This is a genomic window from Corynebacterium sp. Z-1 (genome assembly GCF_031844665.1).
Lineage (GTDB): Bacteria > Actinomycetota > Actinomycetes > Mycobacteriales > Mycobacteriaceae > Corynebacterium > Corynebacterium sanguinis.
This window is the reverse complement of record NZ_CP134621.1, coordinates 209,133-235,581: the sequence shown is the minus strand read 5'-3', so window position 1 is coordinate 235,581 and position 26,449 is coordinate 209,133. Positions and strand designations below refer to the sequence as shown.

Here is a 26,449-nt window from a genome sequence, read left to right as displayed (position 1 = left end):
CGTCCGGGTTTAGGGTCAGCGCTCGTCGTCGGGAAACGCCAGCGCCGCCACCGCCACGCACCCGGCAACGAGCACGAGCACCGAGGAACCAGCGTAGTTTTCCCCCGGCCACGGCGCGCGTGCCAGCCACAGCCCCATGAACCCGGCGGCGCCGGCGCTTAGGCCCCACGCCGGGATGGCGGTAAAGCGGCGCACCGCCCACGCCAGCCCCACCGCCACCGCGCCGGGCACAAGGCCCACCGCCAAAGCGGTGAGCAGCGGCGATACCGGCGTCGACGCATCACGCGGGTTGAAGCGCGAGAGGCGCGGCCACCGCACCCACAGGCAGAACGCCACGGTGAGCAGGGACACCACGGCGCCGATCAGAAGGCTCCACCGGTACAGCGCGTCGCCGGCGAAGCGCATCTCAAACGCCCCGCTCACGCCCGCTGGCACGCGAAACGCCTGCATGCCGGCGTCGATACGCACGGGCTCGACCTCGACACCGCCGACGCGTGCGCGCAGCCCCTCGTTGAAGCCGCGCGCGGTGAGGATGAGCTGCTCGCTTGTCGACGCCCCCACCACGCCCCCGAAAGCCTCCGCGCGAGCCGTGGGCACCTCGCCGCGCGTGATGGTGATGGTCTCGGCGTCGGTGACTAGCTCGTGCGCCCCGGCGGGGAGGAACACCTCGCCGTCAACCTCCTCGCCGTCGATGGTGGCGGGTGCGCTTAAACGCCACGTCGCGTCGGTGGCGGTGGTGAACCGGCGCTGCAGCACGTCGGTGTGGGGCAGCAGGCGCTGGAAAAAGTAGGTGTCGGCGGTGCCGGGGACGTCGACAATGCGGCGCACCCCGGTGTCCAGCTCGGCGATCCCGACCGGCTCGGTCAGCTCGATGCGCACGGTGTCGCCGGGCACGCTAACCGTGCGCGGCTCGCCCGCTTCCAACGTCAGGTCCCGGGTCCCGGAGCCGGATACCACGCGCACCACGGTGGAGTCGGTGGCGGTGATGGTGACGCGCCCGCCGGAGACCGTCGAGCTAATCCAGCCGAGATCACCCGGCGCGGGCCACCAGGCGGTGTCCTCCAGGCCGTCGAAGGCGGCCGTGAGCGAGCGCGACGGGTTCGCCCCGCCGAACACGGTGGCGTCGGCCGCCGAGCTCGATGCCGAGGCAGTGCCGCCCGACATGTCCACGCCCACGCGCGTGCCGGCGGACGGGTAGTCGGGCAGGCGGTTGCGCACGTCCGCGCCCTCCTCGGGAGAGGCGAGGTGCGCCGACACGGGCGAGTCGAGGGTGCCGTAGTTGCGCACTGCCGCGGCCGGGGTGTCGGTGACTATCTGCGCGCTCGAATCCACCAACACGGCGGGGAAGTAGCCGTATTGCTGCCAGAGAAGGGCCAGCACCTCCCCGCCGCCGTCGACACGCACGGGCGCATCCGAGGTCGCCATCATGCCGCGCTCGGGGGAGATGAGGTGGATCTCCAGCTCGCCGAACGTCGCGTCCGGCTCACCCGGCCACTCGGTGCGCGCGCCGGAGTCGAGATCGCCGCGCACGACCACCGCGCCGACGCCGATGGAGCGCAGCGCGTCGGTATCCAGGGCCTCCATCTGGCCGTCGAGGCCGCGGATTGCCTCCGGGTCCACCAGGGGGATCGCGTCGCGCACGGCAAACGGGGCGCGGGTGACGGCCTGGATCGGTTCGTCGCGCGTCCACCCCCACGTCTGCCGCGCGAACGACGCCGGCGGGATCACCACGGTGCGGGTCCCGGCTGCGTTTTGGTTAAGCCACTGGCCCGCGGCAACCCAGTCCGGGGAGACCTCCGACCACGTGCCCGTCGGCAGCAGCCGCAGCGACCACGCCGGGGCCACGGCGGTGGCAACCACCAGCGACACCGCGACGATGCCGGGGGTGCGCACCTTAGAGGCAACCCAACCTACGCCCAGCACCAGCGGTAGGCGCACTAGCGGGTCAAACTTGTGCAGGTTGCGCAGTGGCGCCAGGGGGCCGTCGTAAAGCGAGGGCAAAAAGTGCGCGGTGCCCAAGATGAGCACACCGAGCGAGAACAGGACCACCAGGAAGCCGCGCCAGGGCATGTCCGCGCGCGCGAGACCGGCCAGGCCGAGCGCGGCGACGGCCATGGTCGCCAGGATGAAGACCGGCTCGGAGACCAGCAGGAACCCGGCAGTGCGCTCGGTATCCACAAACGGCGCCCAGCTCGTCGTGCCGCGCAGCACCTCGGCCAGGTTGAGCCAGTGTGAGGTGACGAAGGCCGACTCGATGAACTCCGTAAACGGCGGGGAGTAGCGCCCCAACACCAGCAGCGGCCCGAGCCACCAGGCGCTGACCAGGACGCAGCCCGCGAGGTAGAACGCCGCGCGCGAGAAGTCACGGCGCCACACAAGCAGCACGAATGCCGGCAGGCACGCCGCGATGGTGGCGGTTGCGTTGACCGCGCCCATCAGGGCCACCGCCACCAGCGCGGGCGCGACCTGCGGGCGCCGGTTGAGCAGCGGCAGAATCGTCCACGGCACCAACGCCACCGGCCACGCCTCGGAGGAAATTGCCGTCAGCGTAGTCAAGATCCGCGGGCTCAGCGCGTAGAGCAGCGCCGGGATAACCCCTGGCACGCCCATGCGACGCGCCACGGCAAGGGTGCCGGAATACGCGATGCACAGCAAAAGCGCCCACCACAGCCGCTGCACCACCCAGTCCGGCAACGGCAGCAGGAAGAACGGGCCCTGCGGAAATAGGTAGCCGTAGGCCTGGTTCTGGATCTGGCCGAGAGTGAACTGGTCCGTCCACGCGCGCGTCGCCGCCGCGAGGAACGCGCCGGGGTTGTGGGTGAGGTTGAACTTGGTGTCGGCCGCGACTTGCCCCGGCGGCTGGGCGAACGAGATGAGCGTCAGCGCCAACCAACCGAGCAGGTGGGCGGCGAGCGGGTGTTGCAGGTGGGCGCGCACGCGGAGCGCCTACTGGCGAGAGCCGTACTCCGGACCACCCAGCACGGCCTGGTCGGCGGTGACAGCGTTACCCGCCGGGACGGTCGACTGCCCCGAGAACGCGGCGATGCCGATCACGCCGATGGCGCCGAGCACGATACCCACCACGGCGCTGGCAAGCACACTGGTGGCGGCGCGGCGGGGAGCGGAGGCGACCCCGGCGGCGTCAAAGGCAACGTCACTAGACATGGTGACACATCTTAGCAGCCAGAGCGCGGCAGGTAGAGTAAGTGCGCGTCACGGGAGGAAAGGAGGCCGCGCATGAGCCGAGCACGCATCACTGCGGCCTCAACGGCGCTGGTGATCGCGCTGACGGCCTGCGCCCCGCCCCCGGCCCCGGAGGTGGTGGAGACGACACTGACGGTGACCTCCACGCAGACGGAGACCAGCACGGCCCCGCCGCCCCCGCCGAGCGCCGCGCAGCGCGTCCCGGACGACCTGCGCGCGAAGGTCGCCTCGCTGATAGTCGTCGGTGTAGCCAATTACGACCAGGCCCGTTTCGCCCTCGATCAGGGCGTCGGCGGGTTATTTATCCCGTCGTGGGCGGACCCGGCGCTGCTTGTCGAGCCAGGTCGCGACATCAACGCCTTGCGTGCCGAGTACGACCGGCCGTTTTCCGTGGCCGTGGATTTCGAGGGCGGGCGTGTGCAGCGCCACACGCAAGTCTTCGGGCAGTGGATGCCGCCGCGCGCGCTGGCCGGGCAACCGGACGAAGTGATCCAGGGCTCCGGTTACGACATCGGCCGCTCGCTGCGCGAGCGCGGCGTCAACGTCGACTACGCCCCGCTGCTTGACCTCGACGTCACCGGCCTCGACATCATCGGCGATCGCTCCTTCGGCGCGGAGCCGGGCGACGTGGCGCGCGTCGGCGGGTTGTTCTCGCAAGGGCTTATCGACGCCGGCGTGACCCCCACCTTCAAACACTTCCCCGGCCACGGCCGCGCCACGGGGGACACGCACCTGACGCTGGCCACGACACCTCCCCTCGATGTGCTGGAGGGCTCGGACATGCAGCCTTACGCAGAGGTGCTGCCTTCCCGTCCGACGGCGTCGGTGATGATGGGCCACATGATCGTGCCGGGTCTTGGCGGCGGCGACGTGCCCAGCTCCTTGAACCCGGAGGCCTACCGCATCCTGCGCGAGGGCGACTACCCGGGCGGCGAGCCCTTCGACGGGGTGATCGTCACCGATGACCTGTCTGGGATGCGCGGCATCACGGACTACCGCCCCACCCCGGAGGCGGTGCGCGATGCGATCGCAGCCGGGGCGGATCAGGCACTGTGGTCATCGGGGGAGGACCTCGTGGTAATTATCGACCTGGTTACCTCGGCCGCCACGGACGGCACAATCGCGCCTGAGCGCATCGACGCCGCCGCGGTGCGCACGCAGCAGCAGTTAATCGACGTCGGGCTCTAAGCCTGGATCCGCCGATGGTCCTTCGGTGATCGGTTGATTTCGGCTGCGGGCACCACCAAGGATTTCGGGCAGGGGTGATCCCCAGATCACGTCGTCGTCTGGTCGTTCCACGAATTGGTAGTTCAGCTCGGGCCGAAGGAATCCGGCGCAGGTGGTCAGGAAGAAACAACCACCGGCGGCGAGTGACCGTGATCGAACAGTCTCCGCCACTGGGCTTGCCACCTCCAGCCCTCCGGCAGGTGCAGCACCAGTCGCCGGGACCGACGCACCACCCGGGCCGCCACCGCGATGATCTGATGCCGGATCGTCGCTGTCGTAGCCCTGGCCAGCGCCCCCGCAGCAACGACCCCGGCGGTGCGGGTGAGGTTGAAGGCCATGACCGCACACACCAGCCACGCCGCGTTCGCGGTGAACTTCCCTGACGGCATATGCGCCAGGGCGCTGTTCTTCAGATCCGCGTTGACCTGTTCAATGATTGCGTGCTGCCGGTGGGTCTTGTCCGCGGCCACGGTATCGAGCAGTGCGGGGTCAGCGGTGGTGAACACCGCGTGGAAGCGGTGCAGATCAAATAGTCCCGGCTGATCCACATTCTTCTTGGGGTTGAGTTCCGGGATCCGGCGGACCACCAGCCGCCCGGGAACCTGATCGACCTCCGGCTTCGACGCAAACGCGGTGAAGGGGACTTCCGCGACTTCTGCTGAGGAGATCCAGGTCTGGGTGTCCTCGTCGAAGAGTGCGTCGGTGTACTCAATTGTCTCCCAGGACGTATCCGGGATCGTGGTGATCGCCTGGCGGATATTCCTCGTCATCCGCGCGGTAACCGACACATCCGCACCGGCTGTGAGTGCTGCGTGGATGCTGGGGGAGCCGTAGAAGGCGGAATCAGCCCGCACCAGGATCTTCTGGTGCTGGAGTCCCGGTAACCGCCGGGTGGTGGTGATCGCATCAGCAATCAACCGGCCCGCCCCACGCGGGGAGCCACAGGACCCGCGGCGCAGGCGCTGGGCCACGACCACCGGGGCGGAAGTCCTCGTGGTGACCGTGGCCAGCAGCGCATTGAGCCCACGGATACCGGAGTAGCCGAAGCCGGCGCCTTGTTTCTGGTGGCCGTGGACTTCGATGATGGTGTCGTCAACATCGACGAAGACATACCCGCTGGTGGCAGCCGGGGCGGGTACCAGGGCTGGTGCCTGCACTGCCAGGTTGATCAGGAACCGGGAGGCCACGGCATCCAACTGACGGACATGTCCGAAGGTGAAGGCCCGGAGGAAGGATCCCAGGGTCGAGGGTGCGTAGATTCGGTCGAACAGTCGGCTCATCCCGCCGTGGCGCAGCAGGTCCATGTCGTTGATCGAGTCGGCCCCTGCGACCATGCCGGCGACCAGGGTGGTGATCTTCGCCCCGGCGTTGGCACCCTTGTCACCTGCCACAGTCAGCTGGTGCTGTGCCAGGGTCGACAGGCCAGCGTTGTCGGCCAGGCGCATGGTCGGGGCCAGGCCGGCGGCCGACACGAGGGTGGGATCATCAAAGGAAATAGAGAGTGCCGCGGGAGTGTGAGATACTTGCACCTGAGAGATGCTCTTTCTTGACAGGGATTACGGACCTTAGATAAGTCGTATTATCCCAGTTCAGAAGGGCATTTCTCTTTTTCCCACGCCGCTTAGATTCGAGTCACATCGGTGAATCCAGGCTAAGGTAATCTTGTAGAAGTGACTACGGTAAATGCAACAGGTGCCCGCGGTGGGCGCGGGGTCGGCACCGGGAAGATTCTCCTCGGTGTGCTTCTCGGCGTGCTCGCGGTGCTGCTCGCGATCTACCTCGCCGACCTCGCAATGAACCGCGGGAACGTGCCGCGTGGCACCGCCGTCGGCGGTGTCGAGATCGGCGGCATGAGCCACGACGAGGCCACCGCGAAGCTCGAAGCAGAGCTCGGCGAGACGGCGAGCAACCCGGTGACGGTGAAGGCGGCATCGCAAAGCTCGCAGCTCGTGCCCGCCGAGTCCGGCCTCGGCATCGACTGGGAGGCGACCGTAGCAAGCGCGGGCGAAGAGTCCGCGAACCCGTTCACTCGCCTCGCCGGGTTGTTTCGCACCCGCGAAGTCGACATTGTGTCGACCGTGAACGAGGCCGCTCTCACCCCGCAGCTTGAGCGCGTGGCCGGCGAGTTGCACCTCGACCCCGCCGACGGCGCGATCGCCATCGAAGGCGGCGAGGCGAAAGTGACCGAACCGGTGCCGGGCCAGGAGGTTGACAAAACCGAGCTGTTCGAACGTGTCACCACCGGCTGGCTCAACCCTGACGGTGTAGAGGTCGAGCCGCGCGAAATCGAACCCGCTATCGGCGACCAGGCCATCAAGGAAGCCTTAGACGGGCCGGTTAAGGCGGCGCTGTCCGGAGCGTTGACACTGCACGGTCGCGACGGCATCGACGGTGTCATTGCCCAAGAGCGCATCGGCGAGGTCGTCCAATTCCCTAACGTCGACGGCAAAATCGCCCCCGAGGTGAACGTGGAAAACGCCCAGGGCATCTTGGTCGAGCAGCTCGCTGCGACCGAGACGCAGATGAAAAACGCGCGCGTGCTGCCCGGCGGCGGGGTGGAACCGTCCGTCGACGGCTCCATCATCGACTGGGAGGCCGCGATGGACGGTTTCGACGAGCGGTTGATCGGTTCCGCCGAGCGCACCTGGGACGCGCAATATAAGGCCCGCCCGGCCGACTTCACCACTGAAGAGGCCAACAATGCCACCTTCGACCAGGTCGTCGGCTCCTTTACCACCAGCGGCTACAGCTCGGCCTCGGGCACCAACATCGCGGTGGTGGCACGCGCGGTCGAAGGAGCGATTGTCAACCCAGGCGAGACGTTCTCGCTCAACGGCTACACCGGCCCGCGCGGCACCGCGCAGGGCTACGTTTCGTCCGGGATCATCGAAAACGGCCGGCCCGGCACCGCCGTCGGCGGTGGTATCTCCCAGTTCGCCACCACCTTGTACAACGCGGCCTACTTTGCGGGAATGACCGACGTGGCCTCCACGCCGCACTCCTACTACATCTCCCGCTACCCCACGGGCCGCGAGGCAACCGTCTTCGAGGGCGCGATCGACCTGCAGTTCCGAAACGACTCGCCTTATCCGGTGAAGATCACCTCCAAGGTCGGCGGTGGGGAGGTCACCGTGAGTCTGATGGGTGTGAAAACCGTCGAGGTGGAGTCCATCAATGGAGGGCGCTGGGCCTACACCTCGCCGAAGCCCGTGACCGTCACCAGTGGTGACTGCATTCCCTCGGGCGGGGTGCAGGGCTTTACCACCTCCGATACCCGGATTGTGCGTGACCTCAGCGGCAATGAGATCAGTCGCAACACCTCCACCACGGTCTACGACCCGCAGCCCATCGTTCGCTGCGAGTAGCGCGCCGCGCTAGTAGGTCACGTCGCGGGTGCCGAACATGTCGAGGTCCATCGGGCACGTGTCGTCGCCAAGCTCACGTTCGATCAGTGCGTTGAGCTTGGCCAACAGCGTGGCGACTAGCTCTACGTCGTAGCGAGGGTGCTCCGGGTTGCCCAGGTTTTCCAGCTCATTAGGGTCCTCCACCAGATCGTGCAGGGACACATCCGAGGTGGCGTAGAGCTCTTCGACCGTGGACGGGGTGCAGTACTCTTCCGGTGAGAACCAACGCACCAGTTTGTAGCGCCCATCGACGACCGCGCGGAAGAAGGATCGGCGCGTGAAGTCGGGCGCGCCGAACTTCTCACCCGCCTCGCGCATCGTTTCCTCGCGCAACTCTGTGTCCAGCGGCAGGTCCACCAACTCGCCGAGTGCGCCGGTCACGGCCCACGCCGGGTCGAGTTGGTGCAATCCTTCCCACATCAACAGCGCACCGTCACCGGGCTCGCTGGCGCTGCCGCGCGGCGGTACCGTCGAGGTTGGGTTGGTCAGCACTGCGGAGAGGTTGCGGCCCGGTAGAGCGGGGTAGCGTTTAGTACGGGTGGCGTCGTCAAGCCCGGCAAAAGCGAGGGCGGTGGGCACGAGATCGATGTGCGAACCGACAGCGGTGCTCTCGACGCCCTGCGCCCCGCCGGGGACCACGGCTGTCATATTCACCACGGTCGCCTCGTCGAAGTGGATGCCACCCTTCTGCGTCATGCCGTGGGCGCCGTTCATCTCGCCGTGGTCGGACGTGAAGATGACCACCGTGTTGTCCCACAGGCCCTGGGCGGTGAGCTCGTCGAGGATCTTGCCGAACTCCGCATCGACAAGGCGCATGCAGTTAATCAGGTAGTTGCGACGCTGCTTCCAAATATCGGCGCGACCCTTCGACACGTCGGTGTAGTTGAGCTGCGCGAACTCCTTGTAGTTGTGCGGGCCTAGCGGTTGCTGCGCCATGTCGTCGTCGACCGATTCCGGAAGGGCAGGGTCCCACCAGCGCTCGAGCTCCGCCATGGAGGGCAAACCGTGCAGCTTCGGGCGCATCACGCCATTTTCGTGGCCCAGCTCGTCCTGATCCGCCAGGTAGTACATAATGTCGTGGGGGTTGACCATGGATGAGATCAGCAGCCAGGGCTGGTCCTTCGGTGCTTTGTATCGCAGCCAATCGACTGTCTCCACCGCAACCGTGCCGTCCTTGACCTGGCCCTCGAGCGGGCGGCCCCAGTTGTCACCCCAGAGCTGGTAGTCGGAGAAGCTGAACTTCTCGAGCACCTCCGAGGTGCCAAAGCCGGTGTCCGAGAGGTGCCACTTGCCCTTGAACGCGGTGTAATAGCCCTGTTCGCGCATCATGTGCCCGAGCGTGGGGGTGTCCGGTGTCAGTGGCTTGATCCAGGCGAAGTCCGTGTTGTCCCACGTGCCCAGCGTTTTCGCGTGCTGGCCGGTCCACATCGCGGTACGAGACGGTGTGCACTGCGGAACCGTGCAATAGTGTTGATCGAGGGTGACGCCTTTGTCCATCAGCGACTGCAGTGCGGGAAGCTCGACGTCGTCGGGAAGTTCCATGCGCATGTCTCACTGGTCCATGCAGAGAATGAGAATGTTGGATTGTGTTATGCCACCCCATAGTATCGACCTTTACGTGGCTAGTTTTGGGCATAGGGGCGGGTGATGCCGCCGGGCATGTCCGCTTCAAGGGGTTCTAAGAACGCAATGGCGGAGTCGTTGCCCAAGCGAGTAGCGAGCTTGAGCAGCACAAACATCATCAACGTGTTGAGCAGCGCGATGGTGACAAACACCAGCGGGTCGTCGAAACTCTGCGCCGTGATCATTGCTGCGGCAGTGTTGCGCTGCGCGGTGCCCAATGCACCGAGCTGAGCGTGGTTCGTGTTGCCCTGGCCAGTACCGTATCCCATGTAGAAGGCGATCAGAAGCACGACGACACCGATGATGATCGCGATCCACAGGTCAACGTCCGCCATCTCGGGCAGGTAGCCAATGATGGTGAAGATGAGCAGCCCGTAGAGCGCCAGGTTAGAAATCTTCGCCACCCAGGGCTGCACGGTCGCCGCGAGCTTTTCGACGCCAACGTGGCAGACCATGCCGAGCGCCAGCGGGAGGATCATCTGCAGAAGTAGCGGCTGGGCGATCTGCCACACGTCGACCTCGATGCCGTCGATAAGGCGGGGCAACAGGAAAGGCAAAAAGCCGACGGTGGAGACCATGAGTACCATCTGTATGGTCGCGCCGGCAGCGATGTCGTTATCGCTTTCCTGCGTTAGCTTGATCAGCAGCGGGGCCCCGGCGGCGCAGGCGAACAGGATCAGCGCCGTCGAGTACGGCGCGCCGATGCCGGTGATGATGATGAACAACAGCATCACACCGGGCACGACTAGGAAGTTAGCCACAACCATGCGGGTGAGAAACTGCCAGTCGCGCAGGTGCTTGGCAATGCGCGCCGGGTGCTGGGTAAGGCCCACGTTGAACATGCTGGTGAGTACGAAGAGCGTGGTGAGCGTACTCGCTAAGGATTGGAAGAACTCAAACATGGGCTGACCTCGCCACTGGTAGGGTCGCTGACATGGCCAGGCTGACAAAGCTAATCGACGTCGCGCCGACCACCTTTACGGCCGGGTCTAACGATTTCTACCCTGAGGAGTCCCCGCAGCGAACAGTCCGCGTCGACGCGTTTGCGCTGGAGGCCGACCCCGTCACCAATGCCCGATTCGCACGGTTCGTCCAAGAGACGGGCTACGTCACCGTGGCCGAGCGGGTGCCATCCGCGGAGGAATTCCCCGGCGTCGACCTGGAGCTGCTGGTCGCGGGCGCGCTGGTGTTTCAGCCCACCACGGGCCCGGTGGACCTGCGCGACTGGCGGCAGTGGTGGCGCTTCGAGCCTGGGGCGTCGTGGCGCGCGCCGTACGGGCCGTCCGGCGTGAGCCACGAGGACATTCCGGATCACCCGGTGGTCCAGGTGGCCTACCCGGATGCCGTGGCGTACGCGCGGTGGGCGGGGCGCCGGCTGCCGACCGAGCTGGAACTCGAGTGCGCTGCCCGCGCCGGGCGCGCGGCAACCACCTACGCCTGGGGTGAGGAGTACGCGCCGGACGGGATCGTCCGCGCCAACACCTGGCAGGGTCGCTTCCCCTACGACAACCAGGGATGGGGTACGACGTCGCCGATGGGCCAGTTCGGCCGTAACCCGTGGGGTTTTTCTGACCTGATTGGCAACGTGTGGCAGTGGAGCTCGACCTACTACGCGTCCGGTGCGGCGCGCGGTGTCGTCGAGCGAGCCGGCTCGTGCTGTGCGCCGTCGTCAGCCCTGGATGAGGCGCGCCGCGTGGCGACGGCTCCGGGCGAGACCTACCCGCGCCGGGTGGTCAAGGGCGGCTCGCACCTGTGTGCGCCCGAGTACTGCCACCGCTACCGCCCGCCCGCGCGCCAAGGCCAGTCGGGGGACTCTGCGACCACGCATATCGGGTTCCGCTGCGCGGCGTAAGTGCCGGTGTTACTGCGGGGTGTGGGCCTCGCGCTCGAGTCCCCACCGCGTCAGCTCGGCGACGTTCGGGTCGCGCGGAAGCAGCGAGTGGATCACCGGGGCGAAGCCCGGGTAGGCCTTTTCCAGGTCGATGTTGATCACGTCCGCCCCGTCGACGCTGTCGAGGATGGACGCCTCGTTTGGGGTGACCGTGCGGTCGGCCGGGGTGTAGATCGAGGTGTAGACCACCCGCGGGTCGGAATCGGGCAGGTCCCCGATCTCCTCGAAAAACGGCGAGCCCGCCAGCTGCTGCAGCGCGCTCGTGCTGGCGACGGCCTCGGCGATGCCGGGGCGGCGCTGGATAAACGGGATGACGCGCTCGGCCAACCCGCCGATGTCGGTGCCGTGGAAATTCGCCCCGATGGCCACGACGCGGCGGACGTTCTCGGCGCCGCCGCCGGCGATGTAGAGCTTGGTCAGCAGCCCGCCCTGGGAGTGGGCAACAATGTCGACCTTGTCTGAGCCTGTCGCGGCTTTGACCCTTTCCACGTTGTCGGCGAGCTCGCGAACGAGGTCGTTGAGGTCGCCGAAGCCGTGCAGCACGGGGATGATCGCGGCCAGACTCGCGCGATCGTTGGTGCCGTAGTCGAAGCCCCACGTCCAATAACCGTGTTCGCGCAGGTACAGGGCGTTGACGGTGAACGTGTTCGTGGCGCTGGTGAACCCGTGGACATACAGCACCGGGGTCGGGTGGGAAGGTGAGAAGTCCGAGTCATTAAACGGTAGCTCGGGTCGCCGCGTGGCGCCGATGTAGACGCCAGCGGCGTACATTCCGAGGAGCGCGAGGTGGGTGAGCTTCATACCTAAAGCCTAGTGCCGCGGGGGCGCGATGAGCTAGGCGTCGATGTAGGTGCTCACCAGGAAGCGGTTGATGTCGGAGCGGTTGATCACGCCGACGACATGGCCTGCGTCGTCGACCACGGGGGCCTTCTTCAGATGCCGGTCCGCGAGCGCTGCGGAGATGTGGCCGAGATCGTCGTTGACGTTGACGGTGATGACCGGTTCCGTGGCAATGCTCGCAACCCTCCGGTCCAGCACGGTGGAAACATCCGTGGAGAACTCGGGGGAGTCCTCGTTCTTCAACAGTGCGTACGGGGTGGTGAAGGCGGGCACCGAATCGCTAATGGCGTTGAGCACGTCACCGTCGGAGACGAAGCCTCGCAGCGTCCCGTTCGTGATCAGCGGGGCGCCGGAGATGCGGTTGGACACGAACAGGTGCAGGGCCTCGCGGATCGTGGCGTCGGGTGCGAGGTGGTAGACGTCAGTCTTCATTAGGCGGCTGACCAGGGAGTCCGGAGCGACCGGCGTTGCTTCCGTGCGCGGGGCGTCCGCGGTGGCGCGCGTGCCGGTGTAGCCGAGCACGGCTGCGGCAAGGGCCAGGGCGAACAGAACCGCGCCGACGAGAAAGAACCCGGTGTTGGCGGTGTCAGTGCCCTCACCGCGGGCAAGAACCGCGCCGTAGATTCCGGTGGACAGCCCGGTACCGAGGAAGCCGGCGATCTGGAAGCTGGTCGAGAAGATCGTTACGCCGTCCGGGTTGAGCTGGCGGGGCAGCGAGCCCAGCGCGAAGGACTGCACTGGGCCGATGGTCAGGGCAGAACCCACGATCGCGGGGATGTAGACCAGAGTGATCATCCACAGGGCGTCGACACGTATGGTGTACGCGGTGGCGAGCGCGAAGATGGCCATCAGCGTCATGCCGGCGGGCAGCAGCCAGCGCGCGCCGCGCGCGTCGTAGATGTTACCGGCGATGGGGCCGAACACGGCCGCGCACAAAATCGCGGGGAAAAGCACGAGCGAGGCGGTGAGCCCCGAGGTGCCCTGCACGCTTTGCAGGTGCGTGGGCACGAGGATGTTCATGGAGAACACGATGATCAGCGCGACGACGTTGATGACCACGCCCGCGGTAAACGGGAAGACCCTCAGCGGGGCGAGGTTGATCAGCGGGTTGGCAATCGTGCCCTGGCGCTTAACGAACAGCCCCAGCGCCACCGCGCCGACGAAGAATGCGGCGGCCGCGGTGAGCTTCGCCGGGCCGAAGATGGTGGAAATGCCGTAGAGCAGGCCGATCAGGCCGATCGCGACGAGTACGAGCGAGGGGTAATCCAGGCGCGCCTTCTCGGACTCGGAAATGTTGTACACCGTGGCTGCGCCGACAACGAAGACCAGCGCGGATAGCGCGGTGAAGGCCCAGCACAGGGCGCGCCAGTTGCTGTCGGTCAGCTCCAAAATGAAGCCCGAGGCCAAGATAGCTATCGACGGCCCGAGGGTGGTCATGGAGCCCATGATTCCCATGTACTTGCCGATCTTCGGCTTCGGGGAGACCGTGAGCGCGATCATCATGCCGATCGGGACCAACAAGCCGGTGCCGATGGACTGGATGATGCGCCCGGCGAGCAAGAAGGGGAAGTTCGGTGCCAGCGCGGTGACGATACCGCCGATCACCAGTGTGGATGTGGTGGCGAGGAAGAGTGGTTTGGTGCCGAAGCGGGTGATAAAGAACCCGGCGGTGGGCGTCATCACGGCGGCGCCGAGCATGCAGGCGGTGGCGAGCCACTGCACGGTGGGCACGGTGACGCCGAGATCAGCCATGATCGGGGTGAACCCGACGTTGAGGAATGTTTCGTTGAAAGTGGCGATGAACGCGGCGAGCGCGGCCGCCACCATGATGAAGCGCGAACCGCCGGTGTGGCGGTGGGGAACCGAAGCAGACATGGAACCTCTTGTGACGTGAGAAGACGAGTTACTGACCAGTGGCTTCGGTGGCGTCATCAGGTTTACGCGCGTGGTGCGCTACATGTCTCGTGTTCCAGGCCGACAATCAACTATAGCGTTTTTAAATTTTCGCTGCTAATTGGGGCTTGTGTGAGCGGACGGTTTGCACGGCGATGAAGGTGGTGATCGGAACCGCCAGGACCAGCGAAATCGCGCCGATCGCCGAGCGGATCAGCTCGGTGGCAACCACGTCGGAGGACAGCGCCTGCATCAGCGGGCGGTCGGAGACGCTCAGCAGCATGGCCAGCGGCAGCGCGGTGCCCAGGTACGCCAGCACGAGGGTGTAGACCATCGAGGCGATGTGGTCGCGGCCGACGCGCAATGCCGCGGCGAAGGTGGAGCGCGCCGAGGACTCCGGGGAGGCGAGGAAGAGTTCGTGGACGGTGGAGGATTGCGCGATAGTGACGTCGTTAAGCACGCCGAGCGCTCCAATGATGAAACCCGCCATGAGCAGCCCGGGGACGGATACCTCAGGCAGGTAGAGGTGGATGAGCAGGTTGTCCTCGTTGCCCAGGCCGCGCAGTTGAGAGGTGTCCACCGCGACGTTGCCTAGTACCGCCGCCAGCGCCATCGCGGCCAGTGTTCCGGCGAGCGCTGACGCTGATTTCCAATTGACGCCGTGAACCAAAAACAGCACGGGGAAGAGGATCGCGGCGCCGGCGGCCATCGCCACCGCCGTGGGGTCGGTGCCGCGCAGCAGCGCGGGGATGAGGAAGCCGAACACGACCAACCCGGTCAGCACCAGCCCGACGAGGCCCAGCAGGCCGCGCAGGGCGCCTATGGCCACGATGAGTATCACCGCCACGGCGATCCACAGCCAGATTGCCTGGCTGCGCTCCATGTCCAAAAGCGTGTAGGTGGTGGTGTCGCCGTCGGTGTTGGTTGCCAGGGTGATCGCGTCGCCGGTGGCTAGGGTGGATTCCCCGGGCAGCCCGGAGCTTGAAAGAAGTGTGCGTTTGCCCTCGTCAGGGCCGGATGTCAGCTCGACGACGGAGAGCTCGCACACCGGCTCGTTGGCGATGGTGCCCAGCGGCACGAGCTGCGGGGTGGCGGGGCGAGGTTCGCCCTCGAAGACGCGCCCCACGTCGGGGGAGGAGCAGGGGCCCTGGCGGTGGTCGATGACGGTGCCGTTGACCGCGTCGGCGGCCATGGATTGGGACCGCTTGAAACCCGGCCCGGGGGTGGGGGCGGGCCCCGTCGGCCAGAGGACGGCGAGCGCGATAAGTGTCGCGACGAAGGCTGCGACGAGGACCCCGGCGAGGATGAGCCGGGCGGTAGAGCGTGTGCGCGGCGGCGTTATTGATGCGTGCTTTCCCATGCTGATAACCGTAGTCGTTAAGGATGTGGGTTCCGCGAAGACGCTAGACTCTGACGCGCGTAAGGGAGGGCGTATGGCAAAGACGGTAGCGAAGGTTTTGGGGTAATTGTCGCCGCTGCTTAACGACGGCCTCGAGCGCGACGCGCACCAGTGGCTGGTTGAGCGTGGTTGCCTGGGTTAAGTCGCACTAGACCGAGCTGTCTGTTAGGGTGGTCGGTGCGATCAAGAAGTTCGAAGCTTTTTCGGGTCTCCCGGCCCGTCGACTAGCAACCGCGCAATCGCGCACGGTGCTCCCGGGGGAAGATCGGCCGGCGACGCGACCGCGCGCCGGAAGTGCGATATTTCTAGGAGATTTCCATGTCCGACGACATGTCCATGTTCTTTCCCGATGACCTGCCCGAAGATTGGGTGCCAGTGAGGATGGAAAACCTCAGCTCAACAGAAGTGACGTTCTCTTCAGAGATCGAAGTTGTGGCGAGGGAGTTTGCTACTGAACCGGCCGCGCTGAACTTCGCCACCTCACTCACGCGAAAGTTTGACTACTCTCCCGCCCGAAACGCCGTGCGGTTCGACGATGGCGAGGTTGTCCTCCTGCCGCAGCCGAATGGCGAACGTGTGCAGGTCACACCCCGCGAATGCGACCTGCTTTCCCGGGGCCATCTGCCCTCCATCGCCGCCATCAGAGGCGCTTCCAGGGTCCCGGCTTCCGATTGGGTGCCGGTCCAGATCATCGAAGTGGATGGCAACCGGGTCACGCTTAACACCCCAGAGGAAACGCTCGATGTCTACAACCACTTCGTGCTGGACCACGATGATGCTGTCGCGTACCACCCGCGGTTCAGTTTGTTGCGCGGTAAGAAGCGGCCCAACGGCAGCTTTGCAATCTTCTGGGTCTCGCCAACGCCGATCGCGCCGTGCACCGCGCCGCAGAAGTAGCCGACTCTGCCCTGTGACCAGGTTCAGGTGATGGAAGGGCATACGGTGGCGTCTGCTTCCTAGAGGGTATGCGCCGTCCTCCGGTAGTCGGATGGTGTGGTCCCGAACGTAGCGCGGAACTCGCGCGTGAAATGCGATTGATCCGCGTATCCCATGCGAACGGCGATGGCTCCCACCGGCGCCGGGGTTGCGCGCAGCTCATGGGCGGCATCTTGAAGCCGCCGGCGCCGGATTATGGCTAGGGGCGTTAACCCTACATGCTTCGCAGTGAGCCGGTGCAGTGTGCGCACTGACACATGCGCGGCGCCTGCCCACTCCGTGACGTTGCGGATCGGGGGATCAGACTCAACTCGCTCCATCACTGCGTTGGCCAACAAGCCATTGCTACTTACGGGCCCAACTGTGCTGGTCAGCCAATGTTCAAACGCGCAGAAGGCTGCCTCCACGTCAAGCTTTGCGACGCTTTCCCCCACATCCTTGAGTAGTCCCGGGGCGGCCAATGCACGGTAGCTATCGCGGTATCGTGCGGGATCTCCGACCACTGCGGGAACTGCCGCGGGTTGCAAAAGCGCGGCGACGGCCCAGCCACTGCCTTCCAACGTTCGGGTGGAGCTCTTCGTTGTGGGCCCGGATATTCCAACCATGTGGGGCTCAACCACCACGTTTGAAGATGGAAAGGCCAAAATTTGTTGGGTCGCCGATTGCCCATGTGGAAGGTCCCACGAAGAGAACCACCACCAGCGAACGAGCCCGGAAATGCTCTCGGCGGGGGCGAGTCGTCGGAAAGCAACCGGCAGCAAGTCCGGCCTGAGTACTCCCCGCTCCGCGCGAGATAGCGGATCATTCATGGCACAAATATACAAGCGAGCGTCGCTTGGGCCCTCTACTTTGATTTTCATGACCGATAACACCACGCCAGCCGATGGCGCGCACACCACAAACGGCGTGCCACACGGATACTCCACTATCACCCCCTTCTTGACCGTCACAGACGCGAAAGCGGCACTGGATTTCTACGCTTCAGTCTTCGACGCGAAGATCATCACCGCCATGACAAACAACGAGGCAGTGGTCCATGCAGAAATCCAATTCGACAATGGGCGACTCGAGCTGGGCGAAGCGTCCTCTGACTACAACACCGTTGCTTCTGAACCAGAGTCGGATACGGTGGCATTCTCCCTAGCTTTGTACTGCACGAACGTGGATTGGGTAGTTGAACTGGCCATTGCCCATGGAGCCACACTTCGCGAGCCAGTGGCCTACTTCGCCTCCGGCGATCGCTATGGCAGTATTCGTGATCCCTTCGGGGTTCGGTGGACGATCATGACGCGCGTCGAAGACTTGAGTGACGAGGAGTCTGAGCAGCAGGTCAAGGAGTGGATGGAAACGCTTGGCTAGCTCTAAAACTGTCGGCCGCAGCCTGTGGTCATGTCGGGGGGTTGGGTCACCAATCTCACCGCCACTGGTACAGAAAACTTTTAAGTCGGGGCTGGTGTGGTGAGGGGGTCGCGGCAAAAACCGCCACCGACTGAAGAAAACCGGCGCCCCAGCTTAAACAGCCAGGGGGCCGGTTTACCACTTTTGCCCGTGTACTCAGAAAATTGGAGCCGGCGACGAGAATCGAACTCGCACTCTCAGCTTGGGAAGCTGATGTTCTACCACTAAACTACGCCGGCAGCGTAAAACGTAAAACACAGTGGAAAACACTGTAGCACCGGTCAAACCCCGAACGTAAAACCGCTGACAGCTAGACTTGCAGGCGTGCTTTTATCCGACCATGACATCCGCGCCGCCATCGATTCGGGCCGCTTGACCATTGAGCCGTACGACTCGGAGCTCGTGCAGCCGTCGTCGATTGACGTGCGTATAGACAAGTTCTTCCGCGTGTTCAACAACTCGCGCTACACGCACATCGACCCGAAGCAGGAGATGCCGGACCTGACCACGCTGGTCGAGGTGGCAGACGGGGACGCATTCGTGCTGCACCCCGGCGAATTCGTGCTGGCCTCGACGCTGGAGACGTTTACCCTGCCGAATGATCTCGCCGGCAGGCTCGAGGGGAAGTCCTCGCTGGGCCGCCTGGGCCTGCTCACCCACTCCACCGCCGGTTTTATCGACCCCGGCTTTTCCGGACACATCACGCTCGAGCTATCCAACGTGGCTAACCTGCCGATTACGTTGTGGCCGGGCATGAAGGTGGGCCAGCTCGCGCTGTTCCGCATGTCCTCGCCGGCGCAGACGCCGTATGGCTCGGGGAAGTTGGGCTCGAAGTACCAGGGGCAGCGCGGCCCCACTCCATCCCGCGCGTACTTGAACTTCCGCGACTAGAGTAGCGCCCATGCGAATGACGGTGATCGGGACCGGCTACCTCGGGGCAACGCATGCCGCCTGCATGGCGGAGTTGGGCCACGAGGTGCTGGGCGTGGACGTGGACGAGAGAAAAATCGAGCAACTCAAGGCGGGCAAGGTCCCGTTTTATGAGCCGGGCCTGCCGGAGGTCCTTGAACGTAACATCGCCGCCGGGCGCCTTGACTTCACCACCGATTACGCCCGCGCGGCCGAGTTCGCCAACGTCCACTTCATCGGCGTGGGTACTCCGCAGCAGCGCGGCTCGTATGCGGCAGATACGCGCTACGTGGAGGCGGTGATCGAGGATCTCGTGCCTAAGCTCACGGGCCGCCACGTGATTTTTGGCAAGTCCACGGTGCCGGTGGGCACGGCAGCTGCGTTGCAGGAGCGCGCCAACGAGCTCGCACAAGAGGGCACCGAGGTGGAGATCGCGTGGAACCCGGAGTTTCTGCGCGAGGGCTACGCGGTGAAGGACACGATTGAGCCGGACCGCATTGTGCTGGGCACCCGCGCGGATAACACCCAGGCCGAGCAGATCGCCCGCGAGGTCTACGCCACACCGCTGGAAACCGGCACTCCGTTCGTGGTCACCGATTTGCAAACCGCGGAGCTGGTGAAAGTCTCCGCCAACGCGTTCTTGGCCACCAAGATCTCCTTCATCAACGCCGTCAGCGAGGTCTGCGAGATTGTGGGTGCGGATGTCACCCAGCTTGCCGACGCCATCGGCTACGACGACCGCATCGGCCGCAAGTTCCTCGGCGCCGGCCTCGGCTTCGGCGGCGGCTGCCTGCCCAAGGACATCCGCGCGTTCATGGCCCGCGCCGGTGAGCTCGGCGCCGACCAGGCGCTCACATTCTTGCGCGAGGTCGACGCGATCAACATGCGCCGACGCCAGCGCGTGGTCGATCTCGCCCGCGAGGAGCTGAGGTCGTTGATCGGCCGTCGCGTCACCGTCCTCGGTGCGGCGTTCAAGCCGAACTCCGACGACGTGCGTGATTCGCCGGCCCTCGCTGTCGCGGGTCAGCTGTCCCTGGCGGGCGCGGCGGTGCGCGTGTTCGACCCGGAGGCGATGGACAACGCGAAGAAGGTCTTCCCGACGCTGGATTACGCCACCTCGCTTGACGACGCTCTCCGCGGCGCGGAACTTGTCATCCTCGCTACCGAATGGACCGAATTCAAGAAGCTCGATCCGAAGCATGCCGCCGAGCTAGTGGCCGAGCAGCGCATTATCGACGGCCGCAACGTCCTGCCCGTCGACGCGTGGCAGGCCGCAGGCTGGGAGATCCACGCCTTGGGGCGCAGCCTGTAAGGGGTTTTTATCCCCTCGTGTTCAGCGCAAAGAGCAGCGTCGCCCCAACAGCGACCGTCTGCGCTACGCATCGGGCAGCGTTGAGCGAGTTCCACCGGGACTCGAAGTTCGCGCGAATCTCGGACACCGCATTCTGACTTGTGAACGCATTGTCGAGGTAGTTGTTCAGTGGGACATTTCCCGCGACGGTGATGCCCAGTGCGACGAGCGACGCTGTTGCAGCGAGAATCGTCCATCTGGTCGGTACGAGGATGGCCAGTAATACTGAGGACAGTGGTGCAAGCGCGAATACTGTCAGGAATCGGGGGTTGAGGATCGCCTGGTTGATGCCTGCGAAGACCTCGACGTACTGATCATCGGGTAAACGTGCGAAGCTCTTCCGAGTACTGACCTCAAAGGCAAAATAGAGACCGCTGAGCAGCCCGCCGGTGACGGTTGCGCAAAGCGCCACTGCACTGGTGATGATGGGAAGATTCATCTACGCGCCCTCCCGATTCTGCAGGACGGTGCTGACCGTCTCGGTAAGCGGCGTCGGGGCCGAGATCGATTTCGACGCGCAAGGTGCAAGCAACCCATCACTGTCCGCCCGGTACATCTGGGCAAGGCTGTGAGCGACGCCGGTTGAAAAACCAGCCCGCTCGAGCTCGGACTCCCACGCCTCATCGGGAATTTCGACGACCGCCACGTCTTTGTGAAGCTGCTCCGCAATCACACCGGCCACGTCCCGTTCGGTGTAGCTCGGACCGATGATGTCAACCGGCTCTTGAGAGACGGGAGGATTCATCAAGTTGTGTGCGGCGAAAACACCGATATCCTTGGTCGCGACCATCGGCTTCGGCTCATCAGCTGCGCCGAAAACGGGGTACACGCCCTCCTGGAGAATTGCGGGCAGCACATCCTGAAACTTCTCTTGAAAATGTCCCGGCCGAAGGGCGGTGAGCAGGGGAGTAGCGGACAGGAGTGCCTGCTCCATTCGGTGCAGTCCTGTGATTGGGCCCGTTGAATGCTCGTGTTGGGCGCCTCCCGACGAGAGCATGACGACGTGAGGAACGTTTGCGGATTCGACCGCAGAGCGCACTGATGCGATGACTGCATCTGCGTAGCGGTCAAGGTCGTCTGCACCGAAGTGGAACGGGAGCAATGCGAAGAATCCCTCCGCACCCTTCAGCGCCTCGGACAATGCCGCGCTGTCGAGCAGGTCAACCGCTGCAGTCTCGACGCCTTGCGCTGACCACTGTTTCAAGGATTCTTCCGATCTCGCGAGAGCTCGAACGGGTTGGTCGTGCTTGAGTAGTTCGGCGACAACGTTGGATCCAACGCGTCCCGTCGAACCGGAAATAGCAAACATCGGGGCCTCTTTTCTCAAAGTAGGGAGGGTTACGGAGACTGGCTCAATTCACGTTAGGAATCGCCAGCGACCGTCAGTAGGCCCGTCAGTCCATTTTTCTTTGCCGATCGTCCGGATATGTGGAGTTGACAACTCCGAGGGTGCGATCATCGTTCTATGAATGTGAAACCGGAGGTAGCGCACTTCCTGAGGCAGTTGCGTATGAGCGGTGTGTTCTACTGCAGTACGACTGCCCGCGGTGATTGGGGTCTGCGGATGCCAGTTGATCCCCAATGTCTGAGTTTTCATGTGGTCACCGAGGGCTCATGCTGGTTGATTTCGGACGGCATACCGAAGCTCCAACTCCGGGAAGGGGATGTTGCTCTCGTGCAGCTCGGAAGGGAGCACATGCTCTCCGCCAGCCCGGATAGAACGGTAGCTCCCCGGGTCGATCAATTGCCCCAGAGGTATCTCAGCGAGAACTACTCAATCGTCAACGTAGGTTGCGACGGATCATTCACACGGTTGCTCTGCGGGATGGTGAGTTTTGACGCTCCAGATGTTCACAACATCGTGCAAGCCCTTCCCCCTGTGGTCTCCGCAAGAGGTATGAATTTGAACGACGCTTCGTCCGTCGTGAAGCTAGTCGGCCTCTTGGCAGACGAACTTTCCGCAGACAGGTTGGGTGGGGAGGCCGTAGCGGTTCGGCTGGCCGACATCATCGTGGTGCAGATCATTCGAAAATGGTTCTACGAGGAAAGCTCCTTCGAACCTGGGCTCATCGCGGGATTAGCTGATCCTGCGATCGGGAGAGTCCTACACGCAATCCATGATGAGCCAGAAAAACCGTGGGCGATCGCAGATATGGCAAAAATTTCCGCCATGTCACGCACATCGTTTATCGAGAAGTTCCGCGAGGTCGTCGGAGTAGCGCCGGCAGCGTACGTGACGAACTGGCGCATGGAGGTCGCAAAAACCCGGTTGATTGAGACCAACGAGCCGATCGCAGTAGTTGGTTCTTCGGTGTCGTATTCTTCCGAATCCGCCTTCTCCAAAGCGTTCGCCCGCAGCGTCGGGATCTCACCCAGCGCCTTCAGGCAGGCAGCGCTTCGTCGTCAATCAAACTAGTGCTGGTGGTAGTCGCTCAGGAAGTTGCCCAGGCGCTCAATCGCGTTCTCCAGCTGCGACGCCCACGGAAGCGTGACCACGCGGAAGTGATCCGGGGTGGGGTAGTTGAAGCCCGTGCCCTGCACCATGAGGATCTTTTCCGATTTGAGCAGGTCGAGCATGAAGCGCTCGTCGTCGTGGATGTTGTACATTTCGGTGTCGATTTTGGGGAAGCAGTACAACGCCCCCTTCGGCTCGACGACGGAGATGCCCGGGATCTCGCGCAGCTTGCGCACGGTGACGTCGCGCTGCTCACGCAGGCGCCCGCCAGCCCCGGTGAGCTGGTAGATCGACTGCCGTCCACCGAGCGCCACCTGGATGGCGTGCTGGCCTGGCACGTTGGCGCACAAACGGGTGCCGGACAGGAGGTTGAGGCCTTCGATGAACCCGGTGGCGCGGCGGCGCGGGCCGGTGATGACCATCCAGCCGGCGCGGTATCCGGCCACGCGGTACGCCTTGGACAGGCCGTTGAACGTCACGGTGATCAGATCGGGGGCGACCTCTGCCATGGAGATGTGCTGCGCATCGTCGTAGAGGATGCGGTCGTAGATTTCGTCGGCAAGCACCATCAGCTCGTGCTCGCGGGCAATGTCGGCGATACCCTCGAGCGTTTCACGGGAGTAGACCGCACCGGTCGGGTTGTTGGGGTTGATCACCACGATGGCTTTGGTGCGCGGGGTGACTTTGGAGCGGATGTCCTCGAGTGAGGGGTTCCACCCGTCCTCCTCGTCGCACAGGTAGTGCACGACCTTGCCACCGGCCAGCGTGGACGCGGCAGTCCACAGCGGGTAGTCGGGGGCGGGGACGAGGATCTCGTCGCCGTCGTTAAGCAGGGCCTGGGTGACCATGCTGATCAGCTCGGACACGCCGTTGCCGAGAAAGACGTCGTCGATGTCGAACTCGGGGAAGTCCTCGATCACCTCGTAGCGGGTCACAATCGCGCGCCGCGCCGGCACGATGCCCTTGGACGTGGTGTAGCCCTGCGATGTCGGCAGCGCGGCGATCATGTCGCGCATGATCACGTCGGGCGCTTCGAAGCCGAAGATCGCCGGGTTGCCGGTGTTGAGCTTGAGAATAGTGTGCCCGTCGCGCTCCATCTCCTCCGCGGTGGTGCTCACCGGCCCGCGAATGTCGTAAAACACGTTCTTCAGCTTCTCCGCCTCGTCGAAGTGGCGGTGCTTCTTCAACGGCTTTCCGCTTGCCGACGCCCCCGTCACCGCTTCCTCGACAACGTCCTCGACAACGTCGTTAGCGGGGTAGGAGTTCTCGTCGTGTGCCTGCTTCTTGCTCATAGGTCAATACTACTTGCCCTTGAAACGTTTGACCGTCCGCTGCGCGACATCGAGAGCGTCGTCCGTCAGCTGGCTTACCTGGGCCTTGCGCTGGGCGCGTCGCAACGCTTCCTCGTGCGCGTTCGCGGACTCGATCTCCAGCTGCCGCATGCGCACCAGCTGCCGGCGCTTGCGCTCGAGCTGGCGCAGGCTGGGGGTGTACCAGGATTCGGGGCCCACCTTCATCACGTAGAGCAGGATGAACAGGGTGGGTATGAGCAGCAGGATCAGTGCGGCGAGCCCGCTGCCGCCCGTGGCGGAGGCAACGATGGCGGTGCCCGCGACGGAGCCGAGGGTGCCCAGCCAGAACACCCCCGCGCGGGTCTTCTGGCCGTCGCGGCGCGCGGCGACGATCTCGTCGGCGCTGTAGACCTCGACCGCGGTGGTGGGCGTGGCGCGCAGCACCGGGTGCTGCGGGATATCGGTGAACACAGGCTCGAGATCTCCCTGGAACTCGGCCTGGGCGATCATGGTGCAGCGCCGGTCGAACTCGTCCATGGTCAGGCGGCCCTCGCCGAGTGCTGTGCTGAGCGCGCTCATGGCGTCGTTGCGCTCCGCGTCGCTCAACCGGTACCTGCCGTAGGGGGTGCTCACGGGGTTGATTCTAGCCTTCCTCGGCGAACTGGGACTGGTTCAACCGCCAGTAGGCGCCGCGCGCCGCGAGCAGGTCGTCGTGCGAGCCCTGCTCCGCAATCCGGCCGTTCTCCATCACGATGATCAAGTCGGCGCCGCGGATCGTGGACAGCCGGTGCGCGATCACGAACGAGGTGCGCTCGGCGCGCAGCGCGTTCATCGCCTCCTGGACCAGCACTTCAGTTCGCGTATCGACGCTCGACGTGGCCTCGTCCAGAATCAGAATCGTTGGCTGGGAAAGAAACGCCCGCGCAATGGTGATCAGCTGGCGCTCACCCGCGGAGATCGCCCCGGAGTCCTGGTCGATGACGGTGTCGTAACCCTCGGGCAGGGCGTGGACGAAGCGGTCGACGTAGGTGGCCTTGGCCGCGGCGATGACCTCCTCGTCGGTGGCGTCGAGGCGGCCGTAGCGGATGTTGTCCATGATGGTGCCCTTGAACAGCACCGCGTCCTGCAGCACCATGCCCATGTTGGAGCGCAGCTCGCTGCGGGTCATCTCGCGCGTGTCCACGCCGTCGATGCGGATCGCCCCGGCGTCGATTTCGTAGAAGCGCATGATGAGGTTGACGAGAGTGGTTTTGCCCGCGCCGGTGGGCCCGACGATCGCGGCTGTGCGCCCCGGCTCCACGCGCAGCGAGAGATCCTGGATCAGCGGGGTGTCGGGGGAGTAGGAGAAGTCGACGTTGTCGAACTCGACCAGGCCGCGGGCGCGCCCGGGCAGGGTTGCGTCCGCGGACGTGTCGGTGACCTCCTCCTCGGCGTCGAGGAACTCGAAGATGCGCTCGGCCGAGGCCACACCCGACTGCACCATCTGCGCCATGCCGGCGATCTCGCCGAGCGGCTGGTTGAACTGACGCGAGTATTGAATAAATGCCGTCGCATCTCCCAGCGTCATGTGCCCGGAGGCCACGCGCAGCCCGCCGGCGACGGCGATGGCCACATACGACAGGTAGGAGATGAACTGCATGATGGGGTGCATCGAATTGGCGAGGAACTGCGCGCGCGAGGTGGCGCCGTAGAGCGCGGAGTTTCGCTCGTCGAAGACGCGGTTGAGCTCCTCGGTGCGGCCGAAGATCAGCGCCAGCTCGTGGCCGGAGAAGGACTCCTCGACGTGCCCGTTGAGTTCACCCGTGGATTTCCACTGCGCGGCGAAATGCTTTTGCGAGCGGGTTCCGATGATCCCCATCACCGCGCCGGTCAGCGGGATCGCCACCAGCGCCAGCAGAGCGAGCTGCCAGGAGATCCAGAACATCATCACGATGATGCCCAGGACCATCATCACGGCGTTGAGGATCTGCGACATCGCCTGCTGCAGGGCCTGCTGGACGTTGTCCACGTCGTTGGTGGTGCGCGAGAGCAGGTCACCGCGCTGGCGGGAATCGAAGTAGTTCAGCGGCAGGCGGTTGACCTTGCGTTCCACGGACTGGCGCAGGTCGAAGACGGTCGCCATGGTCAGCCGGTTTAAAATCGCACCCTGGGCCCACATGAGCAGGGAGGAGACGACGTAGAGGACGATGACGAAGGTGATCAGCTGCGCGAGCCGGTCAAAGTCGATGCCGAAGCCGGGGCGCAGGTCCATCGCCTCGGCCATGTCGGCGAAGCGTTCCTGCCCGGAGGCGCGCAGGCCGTCGATCACCTGCTGCTTGCTCGCCCCCGCGGGGAGATCGCGCGAGATGACGCCGGAAAAGATGACGTCCATCGCGTGGCCCAGCACGCGCGGGGCGTAAACCGCGAGGACGACGGAGCCGATGTTCATTGCCAGCACCAGGACGAGCTTGAACCGGTGGGACATGAGCAGCCCGATCAGTCGCTTGGCGCTGGGCCAGAACTGCTTCGCCTGGCGCGGTGCGCTGCCGGAGAAGTCATCGCCGGCCATGCTCGCCTCGAGGGCGGCGAGCTCCTCATCGGTCATATCGGCGGGGTCGGCCGGGGTGGTTGTGCGTGTCTCAGACATG

At 64.8% G+C, this 26,449-nt stretch carries 22 protein-coding genes, 1 tRNA gene and 1 riboswitch; of the genes, 8 read left to right on the top strand and 15 right to left on the bottom strand.

Features of this window, described 5'->3' with window-relative positions:
• Window positions 1-15 precede the first annotated feature (15 nt).
• Window positions 16-2,937 carry an alpha-(1->3)-arabinofuranosyltransferase domain-containing protein gene (locus RIU96_RS01150; RefSeq protein WP_311205046.1) on the bottom strand — a complete coding sequence of 974 codons (2,922 nt, stop codon included), beginning with the start codon at window positions 2,935-2,937 and terminating at the stop codon, window positions 16-18.
• A 9-nt stretch (window positions 2,938-2,946) separates the two neighbouring features.
• Window positions 2,947-3,165: a DUF2613 domain-containing protein gene (locus tag RIU96_RS01145; RefSeq protein WP_259788029.1), complete on the bottom strand. Its 219-nt coding sequence runs from the start codon at window positions 3,163-3,165 to the stop codon at window positions 2,947-2,949.
• Between the two features lie 72 nt (window positions 3,166-3,237).
• Here RIU96_RS01145 and RIU96_RS01140 point away from each other — a divergent pair, with 72 nt between their 5' ends.
• Window positions 3,238-4,392, top strand: coding sequence for a glycoside hydrolase family 3 N-terminal domain-containing protein (locus tag RIU96_RS01140; RefSeq protein WP_311205045.1), 1,155 nt, complete (start codon window positions 3,238-3,240; stop codon window positions 4,390-4,392).
• A 155-nt stretch (window positions 4,393-4,547) separates the two neighbouring features.
• Here RIU96_RS01140 and RIU96_RS01135 read toward each other — a convergent pair whose 3' ends face one another.
• Window positions 4,548-5,960 carry an IS1380-like element ISCef7 family transposase gene (locus tag RIU96_RS01135; protein WP_144689020.1) on the bottom strand — a complete coding sequence of 471 codons (1,413 nt, stop codon included), beginning with the start codon at window positions 5,958-5,960 and terminating at the stop codon, window positions 4,548-4,550.
• Window positions 5,961-6,224: 264 nt separating this feature from the next.
• Between RIU96_RS01135 and RIU96_RS01130 the strand changes: the two genes are divergently transcribed.
• Entirely contained in the window at window positions 6,225-7,796 is a 1,572-nt protein-coding gene (locus RIU96_RS01130; RefSeq protein WP_375544066.1) for a VanW family protein, read from the top strand.
• A gap of 9 nt (window positions 7,797-7,805) precedes the next feature.
• Here the strand turns inward: RIU96_RS01130 and RIU96_RS01125 are convergent, their stop codons facing one another.
• A complete protein-coding gene (locus RIU96_RS01125) occupies window positions 7,806-9,377 on the bottom strand; it encodes a sulfatase-like hydrolase/transferase (protein WP_311205044.1) in 1,572 nt (523 codons plus the stop codon).
• Window positions 9,378-9,457: 80 nt separating this feature from the next.
• Window positions 9,458-10,360, bottom strand: coding sequence for a bile acid:sodium symporter family protein (locus RIU96_RS01120; RefSeq protein ID WP_144317748.1), 903 nt, complete (start codon window positions 10,358-10,360; stop codon window positions 9,458-9,460).
• Between the two features lie 32 nt (window positions 10,361-10,392).
• Between RIU96_RS01120 and RIU96_RS01115 the strand changes: the two genes are divergently transcribed.
• Window positions 10,393-11,310, top strand: coding sequence for an SUMF1/EgtB/PvdO family nonheme iron enzyme (locus RIU96_RS01115; RefSeq protein WP_144317749.1), 918 nt, complete (start codon window positions 10,393-10,395; stop codon window positions 11,308-11,310).
• 9 nt (window positions 11,311-11,319) lie between these two features.
• Here RIU96_RS01115 and RIU96_RS01110 read toward each other — a convergent pair whose 3' ends face one another.
• From RIU96_RS01110 to RIU96_RS01100, 3 genes are all read right to left on the bottom strand, one after another.
• Window positions 11,320-12,150, bottom strand: a complete 831-nt coding sequence (locus RIU96_RS01110) for an esterase/lipase family protein (protein WP_144317750.1) — start codon at window positions 12,148-12,150, stop codon at window positions 11,320-11,322.
• 33 nt (window positions 12,151-12,183) lie between these two features.
• Window positions 12,184-14,064 carry an MFS transporter gene (locus RIU96_RS01105; RefSeq protein ID WP_311205043.1) on the bottom strand — a complete coding sequence of 627 codons (1,881 nt, stop codon included), beginning with the start codon at window positions 14,062-14,064 and terminating at the stop codon, window positions 12,184-12,186.
• A gap of 121 nt (window positions 14,065-14,185) precedes the next feature.
• Window positions 14,186-15,442, bottom strand: coding sequence for a YibE/F family protein (locus RIU96_RS01100; RefSeq protein WP_259793227.1), 1,257 nt, complete (start codon window positions 15,440-15,442; stop codon window positions 14,186-14,188).
• Window positions 15,443-15,662: 220 nt separating this feature from the next.
• Window positions 15,663-15,784: riboswitch (SAM riboswitch) on the top strand.
• Window positions 15,785-15,799: 15 nt separating this feature from the next.
• On the opposite strand from RIU96_RS01100, the gene RIU96_RS01095 reads away from it, so the two are divergent.
• Entirely contained in the window at window positions 15,800-16,378 is a 579-nt protein-coding gene (locus RIU96_RS01095) for a hypothetical protein (RefSeq protein ID WP_136649023.1), read from the top strand.
• A 59-nt stretch (window positions 16,379-16,437) separates the two neighbouring features.
• Here RIU96_RS01095 and RIU96_RS11945 read toward each other — a convergent pair whose 3' ends face one another.
• The gene (locus tag RIU96_RS11945; RefSeq protein ID WP_170228632.1) at window positions 16,438-17,226 is read right to left on the bottom strand and encodes a helix-turn-helix domain-containing protein; all 789 of its coding nucleotides are present in this window, start codon (window positions 17,224-17,226) and stop codon (window positions 16,438-16,440) included.
• 49 nt (window positions 17,227-17,275) lie between these two features.
• Between RIU96_RS11945 and RIU96_RS01090 the strand changes: the two genes are divergently transcribed.
• Window positions 17,276-17,776: a VOC family protein gene (locus RIU96_RS01090; RefSeq protein ID WP_311205042.1), complete on the top strand. Its 501-nt coding sequence runs from the start codon at window positions 17,276-17,278 to the stop codon at window positions 17,774-17,776.
• Window positions 17,777-17,980: 204 nt separating this feature from the next.
• Here the strand turns inward: RIU96_RS01090 and RIU96_RS01085 are convergent.
• Window positions 17,981-18,054: transfer RNA gene (locus tag RIU96_RS01085), tRNA-Gly, on the bottom strand.
• Window positions 18,055-18,139: 85 nt separating this feature from the next.
• Here RIU96_RS01085 and dcd point away from each other — a divergent pair.
• Both dcd and RIU96_RS01075 read left to right on the top strand, forming a co-directional pair.
• Window positions 18,140-18,706, top strand: coding sequence for a dCTP deaminase (gene dcd, locus RIU96_RS01080; RefSeq protein WP_136649020.1), 567 nt, complete (start codon window positions 18,140-18,142; stop codon window positions 18,704-18,706).
• A 10-nt stretch (window positions 18,707-18,716) separates the two neighbouring features.
• Complete coding sequence (locus RIU96_RS01075) at window positions 18,717-20,036, top strand: UDP-glucose dehydrogenase family protein (RefSeq protein ID WP_040422819.1); 1,320 nt, start codon at window positions 18,717-18,719, stop codon at window positions 20,034-20,036.
• A 7-nt stretch (window positions 20,037-20,043) separates the two neighbouring features.
• Here RIU96_RS01075 and RIU96_RS01070 read toward each other — a convergent pair whose 3' ends face one another.
• Together RIU96_RS01070 and RIU96_RS01065 are read right to left on the bottom strand one after the other, a co-directional pair.
• On the bottom strand, window positions 20,044-20,514 hold the full coding sequence (locus RIU96_RS01070) for an anthrone oxygenase family protein (protein ID WP_136649019.1): 471 nt from the start codon (window positions 20,512-20,514) through the stop codon (window positions 20,044-20,046).
• The gene (locus RIU96_RS01065; RefSeq protein ID WP_136649018.1) at window positions 20,515-21,384 is read right to left on the bottom strand and encodes an NmrA family NAD(P)-binding protein; all 870 of its coding nucleotides are present in this window, start codon (window positions 21,382-21,384) and stop codon (window positions 20,515-20,517) included. It abuts the gene before it with no gap.
• A gap of 156 nt (window positions 21,385-21,540) precedes the next feature.
• Between RIU96_RS01065 and RIU96_RS01060 the strand changes: the two genes are divergently transcribed.
• Complete coding sequence (locus RIU96_RS01060; RefSeq protein WP_136649017.1) at window positions 21,541-22,491, top strand: AraC family transcriptional regulator; 951 nt, start codon at window positions 21,541-21,543, stop codon at window positions 22,489-22,491.
• Here the strand turns inward: RIU96_RS01060 and RIU96_RS01055 are convergent.
• From RIU96_RS01055 to RIU96_RS01045, 3 genes are read right to left on the bottom strand one after another with little or no spacing between them, the layout of a single operon-like run.
• Window positions 22,488-23,822 carry a pyridoxal phosphate-dependent aminotransferase gene (locus tag RIU96_RS01055; RefSeq protein ID WP_259793298.1) on the bottom strand — a complete coding sequence of 445 codons (1,335 nt, stop codon included), beginning with the start codon at window positions 23,820-23,822 and terminating at the stop codon, window positions 22,488-22,490. The two genes, RIU96_RS01060 and RIU96_RS01055, sit on opposite strands and share 4 nt — an antisense overlap.
• 9 nt (window positions 23,823-23,831) lie before the next feature.
• Window positions 23,832-24,455, bottom strand: coding sequence for a DUF1707 SHOCT-like domain-containing protein (locus RIU96_RS01050; protein WP_092150491.1), 624 nt, complete (start codon window positions 24,453-24,455; stop codon window positions 23,832-23,834).
• 10 nt (window positions 24,456-24,465) lie between these two features.
• On the bottom strand, window positions 24,466-26,448 hold the full coding sequence (locus RIU96_RS01045; protein WP_259793297.1) for an ABC transporter ATP-binding protein: 1,983 nt from the start codon (window positions 26,446-26,448) through the stop codon (window positions 24,466-24,468).
• Window position 26,449 lies beyond the last annotated feature (1 nt).

Bases quoted from the DNA above. Each gene is read 5' to 3' on its own strand.
- RIU96_RS01145 (WP_259788029.1), bottom strand. From the start codon at position 3,165: ATGTCTAGTGACGTTGCCTTTGACGCCGCCGGGGTCGCCTCCGCTCCC.
- RIU96_RS01140 (WP_311205045.1), top strand. From the start codon at position 3,238: ATGAGCCGAGCACGCATCACTGCGGCCTCAACGGCGCTGGTGATCGCG.
- RIU96_RS01130 (WP_375544066.1), top strand. From the start codon at position 6,225: ATGAACCGCGGGAACGTGCCGCGTGGCACCGCCGTCGGCGGTGTCGAG.
- RIU96_RS01125 (WP_311205044.1), bottom strand. From the start codon at position 9,377: ATGGAACTTCCCGACGACGTCGAGCTTCCCGCACTGCAGTCGCTGATG.
- RIU96_RS01120 (WP_144317748.1), bottom strand. From the start codon at position 10,360: ATGTTTGAGTTCTTCCAATCCTTAGCGAGTACGCTCACCACGCTCTTC.
- RIU96_RS01115 (WP_144317749.1), top strand. From the start codon at position 10,393: ATGGCCAGGCTGACAAAGCTAATCGACGTCGCGCCGACCACCTTTACG.
- RIU96_RS01110 (WP_144317750.1), bottom strand. From the start codon at position 12,150: ATGAAGCTCACCCACCTCGCGCTCCTCGGAATGTACGCCGCTGGCGTC.
- RIU96_RS01105 (WP_311205043.1), bottom strand. From the start codon at position 14,064: ATGTCTGCTTCGGTTCCCCACCGCCACACCGGCGGTTCGCGCTTCATC.
- RIU96_RS01100 (WP_259793227.1), bottom strand. From the start codon at position 15,442: ATGGGAAAGCACGCATCAATAACGCCGCCGCGCACACGCTCTACCGCC.
- RIU96_RS01095 (WP_136649023.1), top strand. From the start codon at position 15,800: ATGTCCGACGACATGTCCATGTTCTTTCCCGATGACCTGCCCGAAGAT.
- RIU96_RS11945 (WP_170228632.1), bottom strand. From the start codon at position 17,226: ATGAATGATCCGCTATCTCGCGCGGAGCGGGGAGTACTCAGGCCGGAC.
- RIU96_RS01090 (WP_311205042.1), top strand. From the start codon at position 17,276: ATGACCGATAACACCACGCCAGCCGATGGCGCGCACACCACAAACGGC.
- RIU96_RS01075 (WP_040422819.1), top strand. From the start codon at position 18,717: ATGCGAATGACGGTGATCGGGACCGGCTACCTCGGGGCAACGCATGCC.
- RIU96_RS01070 (WP_136649019.1), bottom strand. From the start codon at position 20,514: ATGAATCTTCCCATCATCACCAGTGCAGTGGCGCTTTGCGCAACCGTC.
- RIU96_RS01065 (WP_136649018.1), bottom strand. From the start codon at position 21,384: ATGTTTGCTATTTCCGGTTCGACGGGACGCGTTGGATCCAACGTTGTC.
- RIU96_RS01060 (WP_136649017.1), top strand. From the start codon at position 21,541: ATGAATGTGAAACCGGAGGTAGCGCACTTCCTGAGGCAGTTGCGTATG.
- RIU96_RS01055 (WP_259793298.1), bottom strand. From the start codon at position 23,822: ATGAGCAAGAAGCAGGCACACGACGAGAACTCCTACCCCGCTAACGAC.
- RIU96_RS01045 (WP_259793297.1), bottom strand. From the start codon at position 26,448: ATGTCTGAGACACGCACAACCACCCCGGCCGACCCCGCCGATATGACC.